Source organism: Enterobacter sp. SGAir0187 (assembly GCF_002952735.2).
GTDB lineage: Bacteria > Pseudomonadota > Gammaproteobacteria > Enterobacterales > Enterobacteriaceae > Enterobacter > Enterobacter quasiroggenkampii.
Genome location: NZ_CP025034.2, coordinates 1,025,212 through 1,040,733, shown reverse-complemented (window position 1 = coordinate 1,040,733; position 15,522 = coordinate 1,025,212). Strand labels below are relative to the sequence as shown.

Genomic DNA, 15,522 nt, shown 5'->3' with positions numbered 1-15,522 from the left:
AAGGAGAGAAACCATGCAGTTTTCAACAACGCCAACCCTGGAAGGGCAGACAATAACCGAGTACTGCGGCGTGGTCACCGGCGAAGCGATTCTCGGCGCCAATATCTTCCGTGACTTTTTTGCCGGTATCCGCGATATCGTGGGTGGCCGCTCGGGTGCATACGAAAAAGAGCTGCGCAAAGCCCGCGAAATCGCCTTCAAAGAGCTCGGCGAGCAGGCGGAAGCCCTCGGCGCGGATGCGGTCGTGGGAATCGATATTGATTACGAAACGGTCGGGAAAGACGGCAGCATGCTGATGGTGAGCGTAAGCGGTACGGCGGTGAAAACCCTGCGATGAAGCGTTCGTATGCGACACTCCTGCTGGCGCTGCTGCTGGCAGGGTGTGCCACCGAAAAAGGGATCATCGACAAAGGCGCCTACGAGCTGGACACGCGTCATCAGGCGCAGGCGGCTTACCCGCGCATCAAGGTGCTGGTGATCCACTACACCGCGGATGATTTTGACAGCTCGCTGGCCACGCTGACGGATAAAAACGTCAGTTCTCACTATTTGATCCCTGCCAGCCCCCCGGCACCGGACGGTAAGCCGCGCATCTGGCAACTGGTGCCGGAGAGCGAGCTGGCCTGGCATGCAGGCATCAGCTTCTGGCGCGGCACTAATCGTATCAATGATACGTCCGTCGGCATTGAACTGGAAAATCGTGGCTGGCAGAAAACGGCCGGGGTGAAGCGTTTTACGCCGTTTGAACCTGCGCAGATTGCGGCGCTGGTGCCGCTCGCGAAAGACATTATTGCCCGCTATAACATCCGGCCCGAAAATGTGGTGGCTCATGCGGACATTGCGCCGCAGCGCAAGGACGATCCTGGCCCGCTGTTCCCCTGGCGACAGCTGGCTCAGCAGGGGATAGGCGCATGGCCCGATCCTGCCCGTGTCGCATTCTATATAAATGGACGACCGCGCTTTCAGGCGGTGGAGACCGCCGCGTTACTCGATTTACTCGCGCGCTACGGTTATGAGGTGCCGGCTAACAGTACCCCGGCGCAGCAAAAGCGCATCATTATGGCATTCCAGATGCACTTCAGGCCTGACCTGTGGAACGGCGTCAGCGATGTTGAAACGATGGCCATCGCTGAAGCTCTTCTGGAGAAGTACGGACAGGGGTAGTCCTTCGGAATGCCCCCGAATGCATGATTTACCCGGTACCTCTTAGGATTAATCTTAAGTACAAACTCAATTCATTTTTAGTTAATTGACTTAAAATTATCCGGATTTAAGATAGACACATAGCTTGCTAACTAATGCAGCAGATAAATATATCGCACTCTTTCTTTATTTTTCTCCTTGAGATTAACTTCAGGAAAATATTCTGAGATTAAGGCTCTGGTGCCTTATTTCTTTAAATTAAAAATTCACATCTTAAATCGGGTATAACAATGTTAAGCATCTATGCAAAAAAATTACGACCGCAACATGAAATGGAAGCCATTATTTCTGCCACTTCAGGCTTTGAAGAGAAAACGTTAAAGAAATGGCAAAGATTATCCACGTCTGATTCACAATACATTCATATTATCGTCAGCGGCGAAGTGGAATTCCGACGTGAATCCGACGAGCTTTGCATGTTCACGGTAACGGGCCAGTGCATTTTTGGTCTCTCTTCTATGTACTACAATGCGACCCACATGTACGGCCTCATTCGCGCCAACACCGTGGTGCGCTCCATAAAGAAAGAGATCTTTGCGCAGCTGATGACCGATAACAATTTATGGCCTGAGCTGACTAAAGTACTCTCCTGGTACATCTGCATGCTGAGCAAGCGCGACGACATACTTGTTGCCCGCAGTGCGTATTCCGTGGTACGCGAATTTTTATATGAAATTAACGAACTGATTGTTCACCACCAGCGCGATATTAATATATATGATTATATTCAGGAATACACTAACCTGGCTCGCAGTACCATTATTAAAATCCTCTCCGATCTGAAAAAAGGTCAGTATATTGTTGTGGAAAAGGGCCGACTCCTTAACCTGACAACCCTGCCTGAAAAATATTAACTATTCCAGCCGGTCTCCTTTCTCACTTAAAGGAGATCGGGAATTTTCATTATGTCGCCCATCCTTCTGCGAATTATCCTGCGTTTCGTCAACTGGCGGCGCGGGAATTTTGCCTTGCGAATAATCTTGTTCCTGTTCTTTTAATGCCTGTTTAAACAACTCCGTTAATGAGGCATCGTCACCGCCTGCGCTGGCGGGAGCGGCATCATGCGCTTCGGTACCGGGTAAGGTATCCCGCGAGGTGTCGTGCGGCACGCCGCCGTCTGGCGCTTGCTGCCAGTCGGCATCATCGCTGCTGATGGGCAGATCCTGCATCGCAGGAACAGTGGCCTGCACCGGTGCGGGCTTAGGATGTGGTTGCGGGAACGGCTTGCTCACATACACGTAGTGCATATCTGAAAGTTGCGTCTCGGGCTTCGCGACGCTGGCTTTGACCGGCTCCGGCGCCGGATGGCGCAGGTTCCAGTAAACGTGCGCGTATAATCCCACTATTACCATGGCACACAGACCCAGCATCCATAAAAAAGCATGACTGAAGATGTTTCTCAGGCTGGGCAGGCGGTACGAAAACCAGACCGCCTCTCCGCTGGTATAGCTGCGCTGAGCCGCAAGACAGATGGTAGACATCAGGAATGTTTCTCCTCTGTTTTAGCGTCCGGTGTGGAACGCGAGGCCTGTATTAATATGCTCGGCGTGGTATGGGTTTCACGCATCAGCTGCATCAGCGTATCTTCCCCTGGAATGCCATCCACGTGCAGATGCATTTTTTGCTGGAACTCACGGGTGCGTTTCATCATCTCCGCCGTCCAGGTTTGAGAATGGGTTTCAGGCTGGGCAAGAGCCACGCTCAGTTGCTGATCCAGCCAGCCCATGTCCTTCGCATCGCTGGCGGCGCTGATGGCGTCTTTGCCTTCCGGCGTCAGGCGATGGAGTAGGGTATAGTTCCCGGTCGCATGCCGGTTAAACCAGTTGCGGCTCACCTGCCAGGTGCGGTTGTTCATCAGCAGGTCGAGTGAAGTCTCTCCGACACGGGCGACCACGGCATAGTTAAGGTGGTCACCGGTTTGGAGTTCACTCACCCACGGATAACCTTCCTGCGCCAGCGCATCCGGTGTAGCGTTGCCCTGTTTACACATCAGGTTCACCTTCGCGGCGTTCTGACACAAGGCATCGTCCACCGAGGCGTCATACCCCCACATCAGGTAAAGCTGGTGCATTGCATCCGGCTGATTCACCATTTCGTTGTCGATGACCGGCACCACGGGTGTCTCAGCTTTCGGCGCCTGCTGCTTCCAACTGACGGGGACCGGCAGTTGAATCGGCAGTTTTGCGTTAATCGACGAGGTCAAATACCAGCCGCAGGCGGCGAACAGTACGGAGGCGAACAGTCCCACGGTTGCCAGGCGCTTACTGTGTTTTTTCGCGGGCAGGATCTCACCCGCCGCCAGGCGCAAGTGACGTGGGCTGACCTGAGCTGCGCGTTCGGTCCAGGCGGCCAGCATCGACAGGTGCGCGAGCTCATTCAGTTTGCTGATATTTCCTTTGGTCAGCGCGTGCATCTTGCGCACGCGCGCCGGGGTTAGCGGTGAATTTTCACTCCCGTGTTCTTCACACTGCGCCTGGACATAGCTGAGAAATTCCCGGCAGGTCAGGGGGCGTAACGTGTGGCGGGTGTGCGCATATTCACGTAGTTCAGACTGCTGCATCAGAACGGTGTCCTGATCCGTCGTACCCATCAGCACAACGGCCAGGCGAAACTCCAGCTCCTGGGCGCGGGTAAGCAACATGCCCAGCACTTCACGACAGCTCTCTTTCATCGCCCCGGCATGGGTAATGACCAGCACTTTCGTTCTGGCTTTCCCACCCTGCCACTGCTGCAGCACGGCATCCACCGCCTGAATCCGGTTCTTGCTCTCTTTCGTTCCCGGGCTGAGCTTGTACAGCAGGCTACTGGCACTCAGTTTAGGAAACGCATTGATGGCAAGAACGCCTGGCGTCGCGGATTTCAGCGCATGGCTGAACTGATCTAACAGCCGGGCGTCGTCGCAAAAGAGTCCGCTCACGCCCGCCTGTTGGGTTTTCTCTTTCAGCAGGTTGAACACGTCCTGATGATAAGGCACCAGAAAATCCCCGGATAAGCGGACGATCTCCCTGAACGGCGGGTTTTTAAAATTAAAGTGGCTCTGATACATAACGACTTACCGTCTCTGATTAGGAATAGCAACAGGACGAGAAAGTAAAGCAACGCGGCAGGGCGTTCAATTTGTACACAGGGTAAAAATATTCTGCTGATATCGCCTAACATCTGAATTTTATACGGTCAATATTTTTCTGTATGAAAGTTAGCGGCAAAGTCAGTGGTCGTCTTTACTGCCGCTCATTACTATTTTTCTCACATATTGGCGCAGCACGACGCTGCTTATTTTCGCTTTGCTAAAGGCCAGATGAAAAATGAGGTTCCCATTTCTGTCGCGGTGGATAACCCCTTGCATGATGTTTGCGCTGTTGATTTTTTGCGGCCAGCAAGGGTATCTGACGTTTAAAGATTATAAAAAAGTTACGAATAAGTTGGCTAACGCTGATGCGCAGCCGCTGAAAAATCGTCGTGATGAAAAGACATTCACCCTTTTCACGGCGGCCGTACGTCAGGACAACCTGCCAGCCGCCGCGAAAGCCCCGCTGGCCGCGGAGATTGAAGGCATTGTGCGCAGCGATGACGCCTGGCTTTCCTTTGCGGTAATCAAAACGCCGGGTGGTCAGAAGAGCTACCGTGAAGGCGAGCCGCTGACCGGTTTTAACGATGCCTTTATACAGGAAATTAATAAAGACAATGTGGTGGTTAATTACGAAGGTGCTACGCAGGTACTGGCGTTAAATAAACCTGATTATTTTAAGGGCGGCGTTGACAGCGGCCCGGTAAGCAAATCGACGAAAGATGCAGGCGCGGAAAGTGTGCATCTGAATGATTATCTGGTGTTAAAGCCGTTAATCGAAAAGGGCCAGCTGGAAGGCTACAACATTAATCCAAGGAATGCCTCTTCCTTCTACAGCCATTCAGGGCTGGAAAAAGGTGATGTGGCGGTAAAAGTGAATTCTGTCGATATGACCGATGAAGCAAAGGCAAAAAGTATTATTGCCAACTGGTCGAAAATGAAAGAGGCGGAGGTCGTTGTCAGACGTCACGCTCACCTTGAAAATATTCGGGTTAATGTTCTAAACAATTAACAAGTGTACAGACATGAAGAAATTTCCCTGGGCGTGCGTGGCGCTGACCGCATTGTCGTTATATTCCAGTTCGCTGCTTGCAGCCAACTTTAGCGCGAGCTTTAAAAATACCGATATCCGCGAGTTTATCGATACGGTAGGCCGCAATCTGAATAAAACCATTCTCGTCGATCCGTCCGTGCAGGGCTCGGTGTCGGTGCGAACCTACAACGTACTGACGGAAGATGAGTATTACCAGTTCTTCCTGAGCGTGCTGGATCTGTACGGCCTGTCGGTGATCCCGATGGACAACGGCATGATTAAAGTCGTGCGTTCCAGCGTGGCCCGTACCGCCGGCGCGCCGCTGGCAGACAGCAAAAACCCGGGTAAAGGTGATGAGATCATCACCCGCGTCGTGCGCATGGAAAATGTGCCGGTACGTGAACTTGCCCCGCTGCTGCGCCAGCTCAACGATGCCACCGGCATCGGCAACGTGGTGCACTTTGAGCCGTCCAACGTGCTGCTGTTGACCGGTAAGGCCTCGGTGGTGAACCGCCTGGTGGATCTGGTTCAGCGCGTGGACAAAGACGGGATTCAGCGCCGCGAGATCGTGCCGCTGCGCTTTGCCTCTGCCAAAGAGCTCTCTGACATGTTGAACAACCTCAACAACGAAGAGCAGAAGGGGCAGAACGCGCCGCAGCTGGCCACTAAAGTGGTGGCGGATGACGAAACCAACAGCCTGGTGATCAGCGGCTCGGAAGATGCGCGCATGCGTACCCGCTCTCTGATCCATCAGCTGGACCGCGAGCAGAACAACGAGGGGAATACCCGCGTCTTCTACCTCAAATATGCCAGCGCCACGAAGGTGGTGCCGGTTCTGACCGGGATAGGTGAACAGCTGAAGGACAAGGCCAGTACGCCGAAGGCGAAAACCGCCACCGCGTCCAGCGATCTGAACATTACCGCCGACGAGTCAACCAACTCGCTGGTGATCACCGCCCAGCCTAACGTGATGAACTCGCTTGAGAAAGTGATCGACAAGCTCGACATCCGCCGTCCGCAGGTGCTGGTGGAAGCAATCATTGCGGAAGTGCAGGACGGCAACGGGCTGGATCTCGGCGTGCAGTGGACCAGCAAGCACGGCGGCGTGCAGTTCGGCTCCACCGGCCTGCCAATCAGTCAGATCAAGAACGGCACCATGAAGGGGGCGAGCTTCACTGGCCTTGCGACCGGCTTCTTTAACGGTGATTTCGGGGCGCTGATGACCGCGCTCTCCACCGACGGCAAAAACGACATTCTCTCCACGCCAAGCGTCGTGACGCTGGATAACAAAGAGGCGTCGTTCAACGTGGGTCAGGACGTGCCTGTGCTCTCAGGCTCCCAGACCACCAGCGGCGACAACGTCTTCAACTCCGTTGAGCGTAAGACGGTGGGTACCAAGCTAAAAATTGTGCCGCAAATCAACGATGGCGACATGATCCACCTGAAGATTGAGCAGGAAGTCTCCAGCGTCGACAACAGCGCGACGGAGGATTCCAGCCTCGGCCCAACCTTCAATACGCGCACGATTAACAACGAAGTGATGGTCCACAGCGGCCAAACGGTGGTGCTTGGCGGTCTGATGGAGAACGTGACTAAACAGTCGGTCTCCAAAGTGCCGCTGCTGGGTGATATTCCGTTGGTCGGACAGCTGTTCCGCTACACCTCCCAGGATACGTCTAAACGCAACCTGATGGTGTTTATCCATACTACCGTTCTGCGCGACGACGACAACTACAGCGCGGCGTCAAAAGAGAAATATGATCAGATCCGGGTGCGCCAGATGCAGCGCGTAGAAGAGAAAAAGCTCGGTATTATTGAGCCGAGCGACAATGCCGTCCTGCCCGCGTTTCCTTCAGCAAGCCCTCACGCCGCAACGGTGAAAACCAGCGCGACACGCAATCCGTTTAAAGAATAAGGCGGAGGGGCAACGTGGACGAACTGAGTAAAACACTGTGTAGCAGCAGCTACGCAAAAGATAACGGCGTTCTGCTTTACAACAATGACGTCTATATCCGTGAGGACACCCCGGCGTTAGCACTGCTGGAAGTGCGCCGGGTGCTGGGCCGCGCGTTCGTCCCGGTTACTGTGACGCCAGAAGCGTTTGACGAGATGCTGGCCAAAATCTGGCAGCAGAGCAGCGGCGTTTCACAGCAGCTGGTGGACGACATGGACGCGGATATCGACCTGATGGCATTAACCGAGGAGATCCCGGATAACGAAGATCTGCTTGATAACGACGAAAACTCGCCGGTGATCCGCCTGATCAACGCCATTCTCGGCGAGGCGGTGAAGGACGGCGCGTCGGATATTCACATTGAAACGTTCGAACGCACGCTGAGCATTCGCTTCCGCGTTGACGGCGTCCTGCGCCCGGTTCTCCAGCCCGCGCGCAAGCTCGCGCCGTTGCTGGTGTCGCGCATCAAGGTCATGTCAAAACTCGACATCGCCGAGAAGCGCCTGCCGCAGGATGGCCGTATCTCCCTGCGCATTGGCCGCAAGGCCATCGACGTGCGCGTCTCGACCATTCCGTCCCAGTACGGCGAGCGCGTGGTCATGCGCCTGCTCGATAAAAGCAATCTGAAGCCCGACATCAACAAGCTGGGCCTGATTGATGAAGAGCTGGAGAAGTTAAAAGGGCTGATTGACCGCCCGCACGGCATCATCCTGGTCACCGGGCCGACAGGCTCCGGGAAAAGTACCACCCTTTACGCCATTCTCTCGGCGCTGAACGGTCATGAGCGCAACATTCTGACCGTTGAAGACCCGATTGAATACGAGCTGGAAGGGGTGGGGCAAACCCAGGTGAACCCGCGCGTGGACATGACCTTTGCCCGCGGGCTGCGCGCCATTCTGCGTCAGGACCCGGACGTGGTGATGATCGGGGAGATTCGCGACGGCGAAACCGCGCAAATTGCGGTACAGGCGTCGCTTACCGGTCACCTGGTCATGTCTACGCTGCACACCAACAGCGCCGCCGGGGCCATCACCCGTCTGCGGGATATGGGGCTGGAGTCGTTTTTAATCGGTTCATCGTTGCTCGGTGTCATTGCCCAGCGTCTGGTGCGTCGGCTGTGTACGCACTGCCGCACCACCAGTCCGCTGGACGCCAATGAAAAAGCGCTGTTCAGCTTCATGGAGACGCCGCCGAAAGCGATCTATCGCGCGGTGGGCTGCGAGCATTGCCGCCAGAGCGGCTATCAGGGACGTGCGGGCATTCATGAATTCCTGGTGGTGGACACCGCCATGCGCCGCGCCATCCATGAAGATAAAGATGAGATGTCCATCGAAACGCAGCTCTTTAAGCAGGCCTACAGCCTGCGCGAAAACGGGCTGCTGAAGGTGATTAGCGGCATCACCTCTCTGGAAGAGGTGATGCGCGTCACCGCCGAGCGTGGAGGGGATGAGTAATGGCCCTCTACGCATGGACGGCAACGGATGCGGCGGGCAAAACCCGACGCGGCACGCTGCAGGCCGAAGGGCAAAAGCAGGTTCGCCAGACGTTACGTGAGCAAAAGCTGATGCCCGTCAGCATCTCCGAAACGCGCGAGGCGGCGTCCGGGAAAGCGAAAACCGGGGCGAAGCTCTCCACGCCGGTGCTGTCGATGTTTACCCGTCAGCTCTCCACGCTGGTCAACGCCGCACTGCCGCTGGAGAGCGCGCTGAAAGCGATTTCGAAGCAAACGGAAGACAAAAAGCTGGCGGCAATGGTGGTGGAGATCCGCGAGAAGGTGGTGGAAGGGCATACGCTGTTCGACGCCTTCAGCCAGTTCCCGCGCACCTTCGACAAGCTCTACTGCACGCTGGTGATGGCCGGTGAAAAGACCGGTCACCTGGGCGACGTGCTGGAGAAGCTGGCGGAGTACAACGAACAGCGTCAGAAGATGAAAAGCAAGCTGACGCAGGCGATGGTCTACCCGATTACCCTGACGGTGGTGGCCATCGCGGTCATTAGCATTCTGCTGGTGGCGGTGGTCCCGCAGGTGATCGAGCAGTTCACCCACATGAAGCAGCAGTTGCCGATCACCACCCGCACGCTGATCGCGGTGAGCGATTTCCTGCAGGCGTACGGTATCTATATTGTTGGGATCCTCGGCGGTGGGTTTGTCGGCTTTAAGACCTGGCTCAGAAACGCCAAAAACCGTTTTCGCTGGCACAGCTGGCTGGTGAACGGCTCGCCGATTAAAAAGCTGGTCTGCGCCATCAACAGCGCCCGCTATATCCGAACCCTGAGCATTCTGCAGGCCAGCAGCGTGCCGCTGCTTGAAGGGATGTATATCGCGATGGACGGTATCGAAAACCTCTACGCCCGGCAGGTGCTGGAGCAGGCGGCGGATACCGTGCGTCAGGGGGCCTCGCTCTATGCCGCGCTGGAGCAGGCGAAGCTATTCCCGCCGACCATGCTGTACATGATTGCCTCCGGCGAAGAGAGCGGGGAATTGGGCAATTTAATGGACCGCGCGGCGGAAAACCAGGAATCGGCATTACAGCATCGCATTACGTTAACGCTGTCGGTATTTGAGCCGGCGCTGGTGGTCTCCATGGCGACGATTGTTTTATTCATCGTGCTGTCAATATTACAGCCGCTTCTGCAACTTAATAATATGGTAGGTTAAATCATGGCTATAAAAAGAAAACACCTGGCTCGCCAGGCGGGCTTCACGTTGCTCGAATTAATGGTGGTGATCGTTATTCTCGGCGTTTTAGCGAGTATGGTGGTGCCAAATTTAATGGGTAACAAAGAAAAAGCGGACGCGCAAAAGGCGACCAGCGATATTGTCGCGCTCGAAGGTTCGCTGGATATGTACAAGCTCGATAACCACCGCTATCCAACGACCGAACAGGGTCTGCAGGCGCTGGTGACCAAACCTGAAATCGCACCTATCCCTAACGGCTACCGCGCCGACGGCTATATTCGCCGCCTGCCGCAGGACCCGTGGGGCGAGGATTATATTCTGGTGAGCCCGGGCGAACACGGCGCGGTTGACGTCTTCTCTGCCGGTCCGGACGGTGAAGCCAATACCGCAGACGATATTACGAACTGGTCTCTGGATAAGAAAGAGAAATAATGAAACGTCAACGCGGCTTTACGTTGCTGGAAATTATTCTGGCGCTGGTGATATTTGCCAGCTGCGCCATGATGGTGGTATCAACAATACCCTCACGCAGCGGTGCGGATATATTTGGCCAGCAATTAAAAGCCCTCGTTGATTATGGTTCAGACCGTGCGGTAATGGACGGAAATATTGTCGGGCTGGTCATCACTACCGATAACTATCAGCTGGTCACGCTCGACGATAAAAACGGCGAACGTCGCTGGGTGCCATTATCCGCGGGCCGTATTACCACGAAGGGCGATTTCCCGGAAGAGATGCACGTATCGCTCTCGCCGCAGCGTCTTGCCGCCACGGTCGCCTCAGAGCCGCAGGTGCTCTTTTTGCCGGACGGCGAAATCAGCCGCTTTACGCTGACGCTGCAAAGCTACGACAAACAGCACCATTTCCGCGTGGTGTCACAGGGCGCGGCTCCGGTATCGGTAGAAAACGATGGCTAACGGAAAGAAAAAGCAAACGGGAATGACGCTGCTGGAGGTGATGGTCGCCCTGGTGATCTTCTCCACCGCCGCGCTGGCGCTGATGAACTCGGTTTCCCTGAACGTGCGCTTTACCCACGGTCTGGCCGACACGCTGCAGGCCAGCTGGGTGGCGGAAAACCAGCTGGCGGAAGCGCAGCTCGCGAAAACTGACTTCCCCGATGCCGAGGCGCAGGGAACGGAAATCATGGGCGGGCGCAGCTGGGCCTGGCGCAAGCAGCGGGTAAAAACCGCCGATGGCGTTTGGGCGAACGCGATCCGCGTTTACGCCGAAGGCGACGGCAGCCAGCCGGTTATTTCGCTGCACATCATTCCGCCGGGAGAGAATAAGTGAAGAAAACGCGACGCCAGCGTGGCTTTACCCTGCTGGAGATCATGATTGCGCTGACCATTTTCGCGGTGATCAGTACCCTGGCCTGGCAAATTCTGGACGGCGCGATGCGTACCAGTTCGGCCACCGATGCCAGCGCCGCAAAGCTCAACCAGCTTCAGCGCGCCTGGAGCCTGATGGAGCGCGATTTTTTCCAGCTTCAGGCCCGCGCCCCGCGCAACGAGCCGGAACGGTTTCGTCAGGAGGGCGACACCCTTGAACTGACTACCCTGAACGGGGTGAGCGGCACGGTCCAACTGGAGCGCGTGCGCTGGCGGCTGGAAGAGGGGCGCCTGTACCGCGACGTCTGGCCGGTGATTGACGGCCCGGCGGACGTCAAACCCGATGAAGTGCCGATTGTCGGCGAGGTGAAATCCCTGCAGTGGCGCTTTTACCGTCAGGGCTGGCAGAAAAGCTGGAACGACCCGGCGCATCTGCCGGACGGCGTGGAGCTGACGCTGACCATGGAAAACGGCGACACCTGGCGCTGGGTCTTTACGACGCCGGGCGACATGCCTGAAGCGGCCACACCAGCGCCGGCCGCAGCGCCAGAGGCCGCGCCTGTCCCGCAGCCTGCACCGGAAGTGAAGCCATGAGCCGATTACAGAAACAGAAAGGCGTTGCCTTGCTGGTGGTGCTGATCCTGCTGGTGATGATGTCGGCGCTGGCCGCCAAAATCAGCCAGCAGTTCTGCCGCAACCTGCAAAAAACGCATTACCAGGTGAGTCAGCAGCAGCTGCGCTGGGCGATGCTGGCCCAGGAAACGGTGGTGAAAGACCGCCTGCAGACCGATGCCAGTGGTGAGAGCAAGCCCCTGAACCCTGAAGGTGACTGGCACCAGCCGCTGGAGACCCGGGGCGAAGATTACACGGTGGTCGGCCAGGTGGAAGACGCGCAGGACTGCTTTAACGTCAACAACCTGCTGGCGGTCGAAAAAATTGCCCAGGGGCAAACCGCCCCGGCGGTGCAGGAAAAGCCGCGCAGAGAGCAGATTGTTGAACAGCTTCTGACACAGAGCGGCCTGAGCCAGACCAACGCGGAAGAGGTGTATCAACAGCTGGTGGATTATCTCGACGGCGACGCGACGACGGTCAAAGAGGGGGCAGAGACCGATGCCTGGGCAGGCGTGGTCCCCGCCCGCCAGCCGGCGAACCAGATGATGCGCACGATTGCCGAGATAAAGCTGCTGCCTGCGTTCCCGGTTGCGGCCTACCCGAAGGTGAGCAAGCTGCTTTGCGCGCTGCCGGACACCGCCAGCAAGGTCGATGTGAACACCCTGAAACCGGAACAGGCCGCCTTACTGGCCGCCCTGTTCCCCGGAAAAATAACCGAAGATGATGCCCTTCGCCTGATTGAATCGCGTCCTGAAACCGGCTGGGAAAATAGGGAAACCTTCAGCAAAGCGCTGGAGCAGACCTTCCCGCAGTTAAAAGACGACCTTCCGCAGGTGGCCGACTATCTCTCCATTAATAGCCGGTATTTCCGCGTGAACTATACGGGCAATACCGATGAATTAACGCTTCGCGTGGTTAGCCAGCTTCAGGTGAATAACGAAGCGGGCGAGATCGTGACGTGGCAACGTCGTTACCGAATGATTGAATAAGAAAAGTAGATCGCTATGAAACAGGTACTTTTTGTTCGTCCCGATAACCGCGAGGGCGGGAAAATAACGTGGTGTGTCTCCGGCAGCCAGCAGGTTGAGAGGCTGGAGAGCCTGGACGCGCTGGCGGCGCATCCCCTGGCGGCCCGTGTTTGTCTGCTGCTGCCCGCCAGCAGCATGATTTTCCGCCACTTTACGCTGCCGAAGAAAGTCGCCTCGCAGGCGACGGCATTCTCGTGGATGGCGGAAGAGACGCTGATCGGCGACGTGGATAATCTCCACTGGACGGTGCTGAACAAAAAAGGCGCCGAGGTGGATGCGGTGGCGATAGACGCCGATCTGCTGCGCGGCTGGTTAAGCCGCTGTCAGGAGGCCGGGCTGAAGGTGATCCAGGCGCTGCCGGATGCCTGGCTGCTGCCCGTGACGGCTGGCGGGAGCACGCTCGTCGCCCAGGACGACGGCTACTGGCTGCGCTTATCACCGCATGTCGCCAGTGAGATGGAGGCGAGCCTGCTGCCGCTTGTGCTGCGGAAGGCCGGAGAGGGGGACATCTGTTGCTACGGCGAGGCCCCTGCCGGTGTGGCTGTCGATATCGTTCAGCCCTGGCAGCATCCGCTGATACTGATCCAGCCCCAGTGGCAAGCCTGTCGCGTTACGCTTCTGCACGGTGAATTCAGTCCGAAAGCGGGTAACGGTAAAGCTTCGAAAGGCGTTAAAGCGGCGCTCGCCGCAGCGGGCCTGCTCTCTCTCGGGCTGCTCCTTGGCCCGCGCGTTGCCATGGCCTGGATGCTGATGCAGCAGGAAAATCAACTTCAGCAGGAGATTCTGCAGGTTTACCAGCACCATTTCCCCAGTATGCGTCAGCAGAGCAATATCAAATATCACTTTGGTCAAAATATGAAAAAGCAGGGCAAAGGGGTATTTCTGCAGCTGGAAGACCTGGAGAAAGCCAGGCAGACCGTGCCCGCGATGGAGATCACGCTCCTTGAATATGATGCTCAGCAAAACACGCTGACGTTGAGCGCCCGTTCACAAAATCAATCCGCGTTGCAGACGTTTGTAAACCAGGCCAGTGAATATTTTAATTTCACCTTACAGCCTGTTTCTACCTCTGCCCCTTATACCGCCATGATCGCAGGGAAATATAAATGAAAGAGCGAATCACGCAGCTTAAGTCTCGTTACCAGAATTACAGTGCCAGGGAAAAAGTGATTCTGAAAATATGTGCCGTCGCACTGTTGGGGGCGGTCGTTTATTACGCGGGCATGGTCCCGCTGGATAATATGATTCAGAACAATAAAGCTACGCTGACCAGACAAAAAGAGACGCTGAACTGGATGCGCAGCGAAATAGATAAAAACCATCTCCAGGTTCAGATTATCAAAACGGATAATCCTCGCACGGTGGTAGAGAAAAGCGCGCAGGAAATTCATCTTCCCCTGACGGACGTGCGTCAGGATGGGCAAACCTTATCCTTCGTGATCAGTCGCGTTAACGTCTATGAATTAAAGAGCTGGCTGCGGGAAATTAACCAGACCTCCGGCGTCCGACTACAGAAGCTGAACCTCACGCCGGTGGATCACCTCAGCGACGTGAAAGCGGAAATCCAGCTCACCTGGAGCAAAACGGCATGAACGCCTTCGCGCTGATGCGCGACGTTTACCCGGTAGGGTTCCCGGTAATGAGTGCGATCTTCGGCGGCATTGTCGGCAGCTTCCTTGGGGTCGTCGCCGAACGCGTGCCGGGCATGGTGATGGAGGAGAAGGGGAGCGGCAACCTGCTCTTCCCCCCCTCGCACTGCCCGGTGTGCCAGCACACGCTGGCCGCCTGGGAGAATATTCCGCTGGTCAGCTGGCTTTTATTGGGCGGCCGCTGCCGCCAGTGCCGAACGGCAATCCCCTTGCGGTTATTTTTGATCGAACTTTTTTCCGGGCTGTTTTGCGGCATCACCGCCTGGTGCATGCCGGATACCCAGTCCCTCTTTGCCGTGTGGCTGCTGGCCGCCTTTTTACTCCCCCTGGCGATGATCGACTGGCGGCACCAGCTCCTGCCGGATTGCCTGACCCAGCCTCTGCTGTGGGCTGGCCTGTTGCTCCATACGTTTGACCATACGATGCCGCTACGCGATGCGCTATTTGGCGCCGTGGCAGGTTATCTCTCTCTTTGGCTGCTCTACTGGGCATTTCGGCTTTGTACCGGGCGGGAAGGGCTGGGATATGGCGATTTTAAACTGCTGGCGGCCCTGGGCGCCTGGTGCGGCTGGCAGGCGCTGCCTTCAATTGAACTCGCGGCAGCATTGAGCGGCATCGTAGGTTATTTCGCCTTAAATAATTTAAATAAAAATAACCTCACTATTTCTTTCGGACCCTATCTCTCATTTGCTGGAATAGTGGTGTTTATTGGACAGCAGTTTGCTTTCATATTTTAAATATGTGGGTCAAGTTTTTTTATAAGTTTTTTTGACGGTGGAAGAGAAGGACGTCTCTTTGCGCTCAGTGTATCGTAAGGGATATAAGCTACACGGAATTTGGGCTTGTTTCTTTTTATGGAGGAATGCAACGCAGCAAAACGTTTTTATTGTCACGGTTTTCAGGTCGGTTAAATACGCATTACGCGAAGAGATCCCATGCTCTTAAGGAAGACATGGATTATTAACGTC

17 protein-coding genes are annotated in these 15,522 nt (G+C 55.9%); 15 read left to right on the top strand and 2 right to left on the bottom strand.

Going from position 1 to position 15,522, the window contains the following annotated elements; genetic code table 11:
* Positions 1 to 13 precede the first annotated feature (13 nt).
* The 3 genes from CWR52_RS05030 to CWR52_RS05020 all read left to right on the top strand — a co-directional run bounded on the left by CWR52_RS05030 (position 14) and on the right by CWR52_RS05020 (position 2,057).
* Positions 14 to 337: a heavy metal-binding domain-containing protein gene (locus tag CWR52_RS05030; RefSeq protein WP_008500028.1), complete on the top strand. Its 324-nt coding sequence runs from the start codon at positions 14 to 16 to the stop codon at positions 335 to 337.
* On the top strand, positions 334 to 1,164 hold the full coding sequence (locus tag CWR52_RS05025) for an N-acetylmuramoyl-L-alanine amidase (protein ID WP_104949020.1): 831 nt from the start codon (positions 334 to 336) through the stop codon (positions 1,162 to 1,164). Before CWR52_RS05030 ends, CWR52_RS05025 begins: the two co-directional genes overlap by 4 nt.
* A gap of 269 nt (positions 1,165 to 1,433) precedes the next feature.
* Complete coding sequence (locus CWR52_RS05020; RefSeq protein WP_104949019.1) at positions 1,434 to 2,057, top strand: helix-turn-helix domain-containing protein; 624 nt, start codon at positions 1,434 to 1,436, stop codon at positions 2,055 to 2,057.
* Here the strand turns inward: CWR52_RS05020 and CWR52_RS05015 are convergent, their stop codons facing one another.
* A complete protein-coding gene (locus CWR52_RS05015; protein ID WP_104949018.1) occupies positions 2,058 to 2,684 on the bottom strand; it encodes a hypothetical protein in 627 nt (208 codons plus the stop codon).
* Complete coding sequence (locus CWR52_RS05010) at positions 2,684 to 4,249, bottom strand: ExeA family protein (RefSeq protein ID WP_104949017.1); 1,566 nt, start codon at positions 4,247 to 4,249, stop codon at positions 2,684 to 2,686. The genes CWR52_RS05015 and CWR52_RS05010 overlap by 1 nt, the downstream gene beginning before the upstream one ends.
* 301 nt (positions 4,250 to 4,550) lie before the next feature.
* Here CWR52_RS05010 and gspC point away from each other — a divergent pair, with 301 nt between their 5' ends.
* Genes gspC through CWR52_RS04950 form a run of 12 tightly spaced genes read left to right on the top strand, consistent with a single transcriptional unit; the run spans position 4,551 to position 15,291 of the window.
* Complete coding sequence (gene gspC, locus CWR52_RS05005) at positions 4,551 to 5,282, top strand: type II secretion system protein GspC (RefSeq protein ID WP_104950891.1); 732 nt, start codon at positions 4,551 to 4,553, stop codon at positions 5,280 to 5,282.
* 13 nt (positions 5,283 to 5,295) lie between these two features.
* Complete coding sequence (gene gspD / locus CWR52_RS05000; protein WP_104949016.1) at positions 5,296 to 7,218, top strand: type II secretion system secretin GspD; 1,923 nt, start codon at positions 5,296 to 5,298, stop codon at positions 7,216 to 7,218.
* A gap of 14 nt (positions 7,219 to 7,232) precedes the next feature.
* On the top strand, positions 7,233 to 8,711 hold the full coding sequence (gene gspE, locus CWR52_RS04995; RefSeq protein ID WP_104949015.1) for a type II secretion system ATPase GspE: 1,479 nt from the start codon (positions 7,233 to 7,235) through the stop codon (positions 8,709 to 8,711).
* Positions 8,711 to 9,916, top strand: coding sequence for a type II secretion system inner membrane protein GspF (gspF, locus tag CWR52_RS04990; RefSeq protein WP_059354555.1), 1,206 nt, complete (start codon positions 8,711 to 8,713; stop codon positions 9,914 to 9,916). Before gspE ends, gspF begins: the two co-directional genes overlap by 1 nt.
* 3 nt (positions 9,917 to 9,919) lie before the next feature.
* On the top strand, positions 9,920 to 10,369 hold the full coding sequence (gene gspG / locus CWR52_RS04985) for a type II secretion system major pseudopilin GspG (protein ID WP_104949014.1): 450 nt from the start codon (positions 9,920 to 9,922) through the stop codon (positions 10,367 to 10,369).
* The gene (gene gspH / locus CWR52_RS04980; protein ID WP_104949013.1) at positions 10,369 to 10,854 is read left to right on the top strand and encodes a type II secretion system minor pseudopilin GspH; all 486 of its coding nucleotides are present in this window, start codon (positions 10,369 to 10,371) and stop codon (positions 10,852 to 10,854) included. The genes gspG and gspH overlap by 1 nt, the downstream gene beginning before the upstream one ends.
* Complete coding sequence (gspI, locus tag CWR52_RS04975) at positions 10,847 to 11,227, top strand: type II secretion system minor pseudopilin GspI (protein WP_104949012.1); 381 nt, start codon at positions 10,847 to 10,849, stop codon at positions 11,225 to 11,227. The genes gspH and gspI overlap by 8 nt, the downstream gene beginning before the upstream one ends.
* Positions 11,224 to 11,859 (top strand): type II secretion system minor pseudopilin GspJ, encoded by a 636-nt coding sequence (gene gspJ / locus CWR52_RS04970; protein ID WP_104949011.1) that lies wholly within the window; start codon positions 11,224 to 11,226, stop codon positions 11,857 to 11,859. Before gspI ends, gspJ begins: the two co-directional genes overlap by 4 nt.
* Positions 11,856 to 12,866 carry a type II secretion system minor pseudopilin GspK gene (gspK, locus tag CWR52_RS04965; protein WP_104949010.1) on the top strand — a complete coding sequence of 337 codons (1,011 nt, stop codon included), beginning with the start codon at positions 11,856 to 11,858 and terminating at the stop codon, positions 12,864 to 12,866. Before gspJ ends, gspK begins: the two co-directional genes overlap by 4 nt.
* A gap of 15 nt (positions 12,867 to 12,881) precedes the next feature.
* Entirely contained in the window at positions 12,882 to 14,015 is a 1,134-nt protein-coding gene (gspL, locus tag CWR52_RS04960; RefSeq protein WP_104949009.1) for a type II secretion system protein GspL, read from the top strand.
* Positions 14,012 to 14,497, top strand: a complete 486-nt coding sequence (gspM, locus tag CWR52_RS04955; RefSeq protein WP_104949008.1) for a type II secretion system protein GspM — start codon at positions 14,012 to 14,014, stop codon at positions 14,495 to 14,497. The genes gspL and gspM overlap by 4 nt, the downstream gene beginning before the upstream one ends.
* Positions 14,494 to 15,291: a prepilin peptidase gene (locus CWR52_RS04950; protein ID WP_104949007.1), complete on the top strand. Its 798-nt coding sequence runs from the start codon at positions 14,494 to 14,496 to the stop codon at positions 15,289 to 15,291. Before gspM ends, CWR52_RS04950 begins: the two co-directional genes overlap by 4 nt.
* Positions 15,292 to 15,522 lie beyond the last annotated feature (231 nt).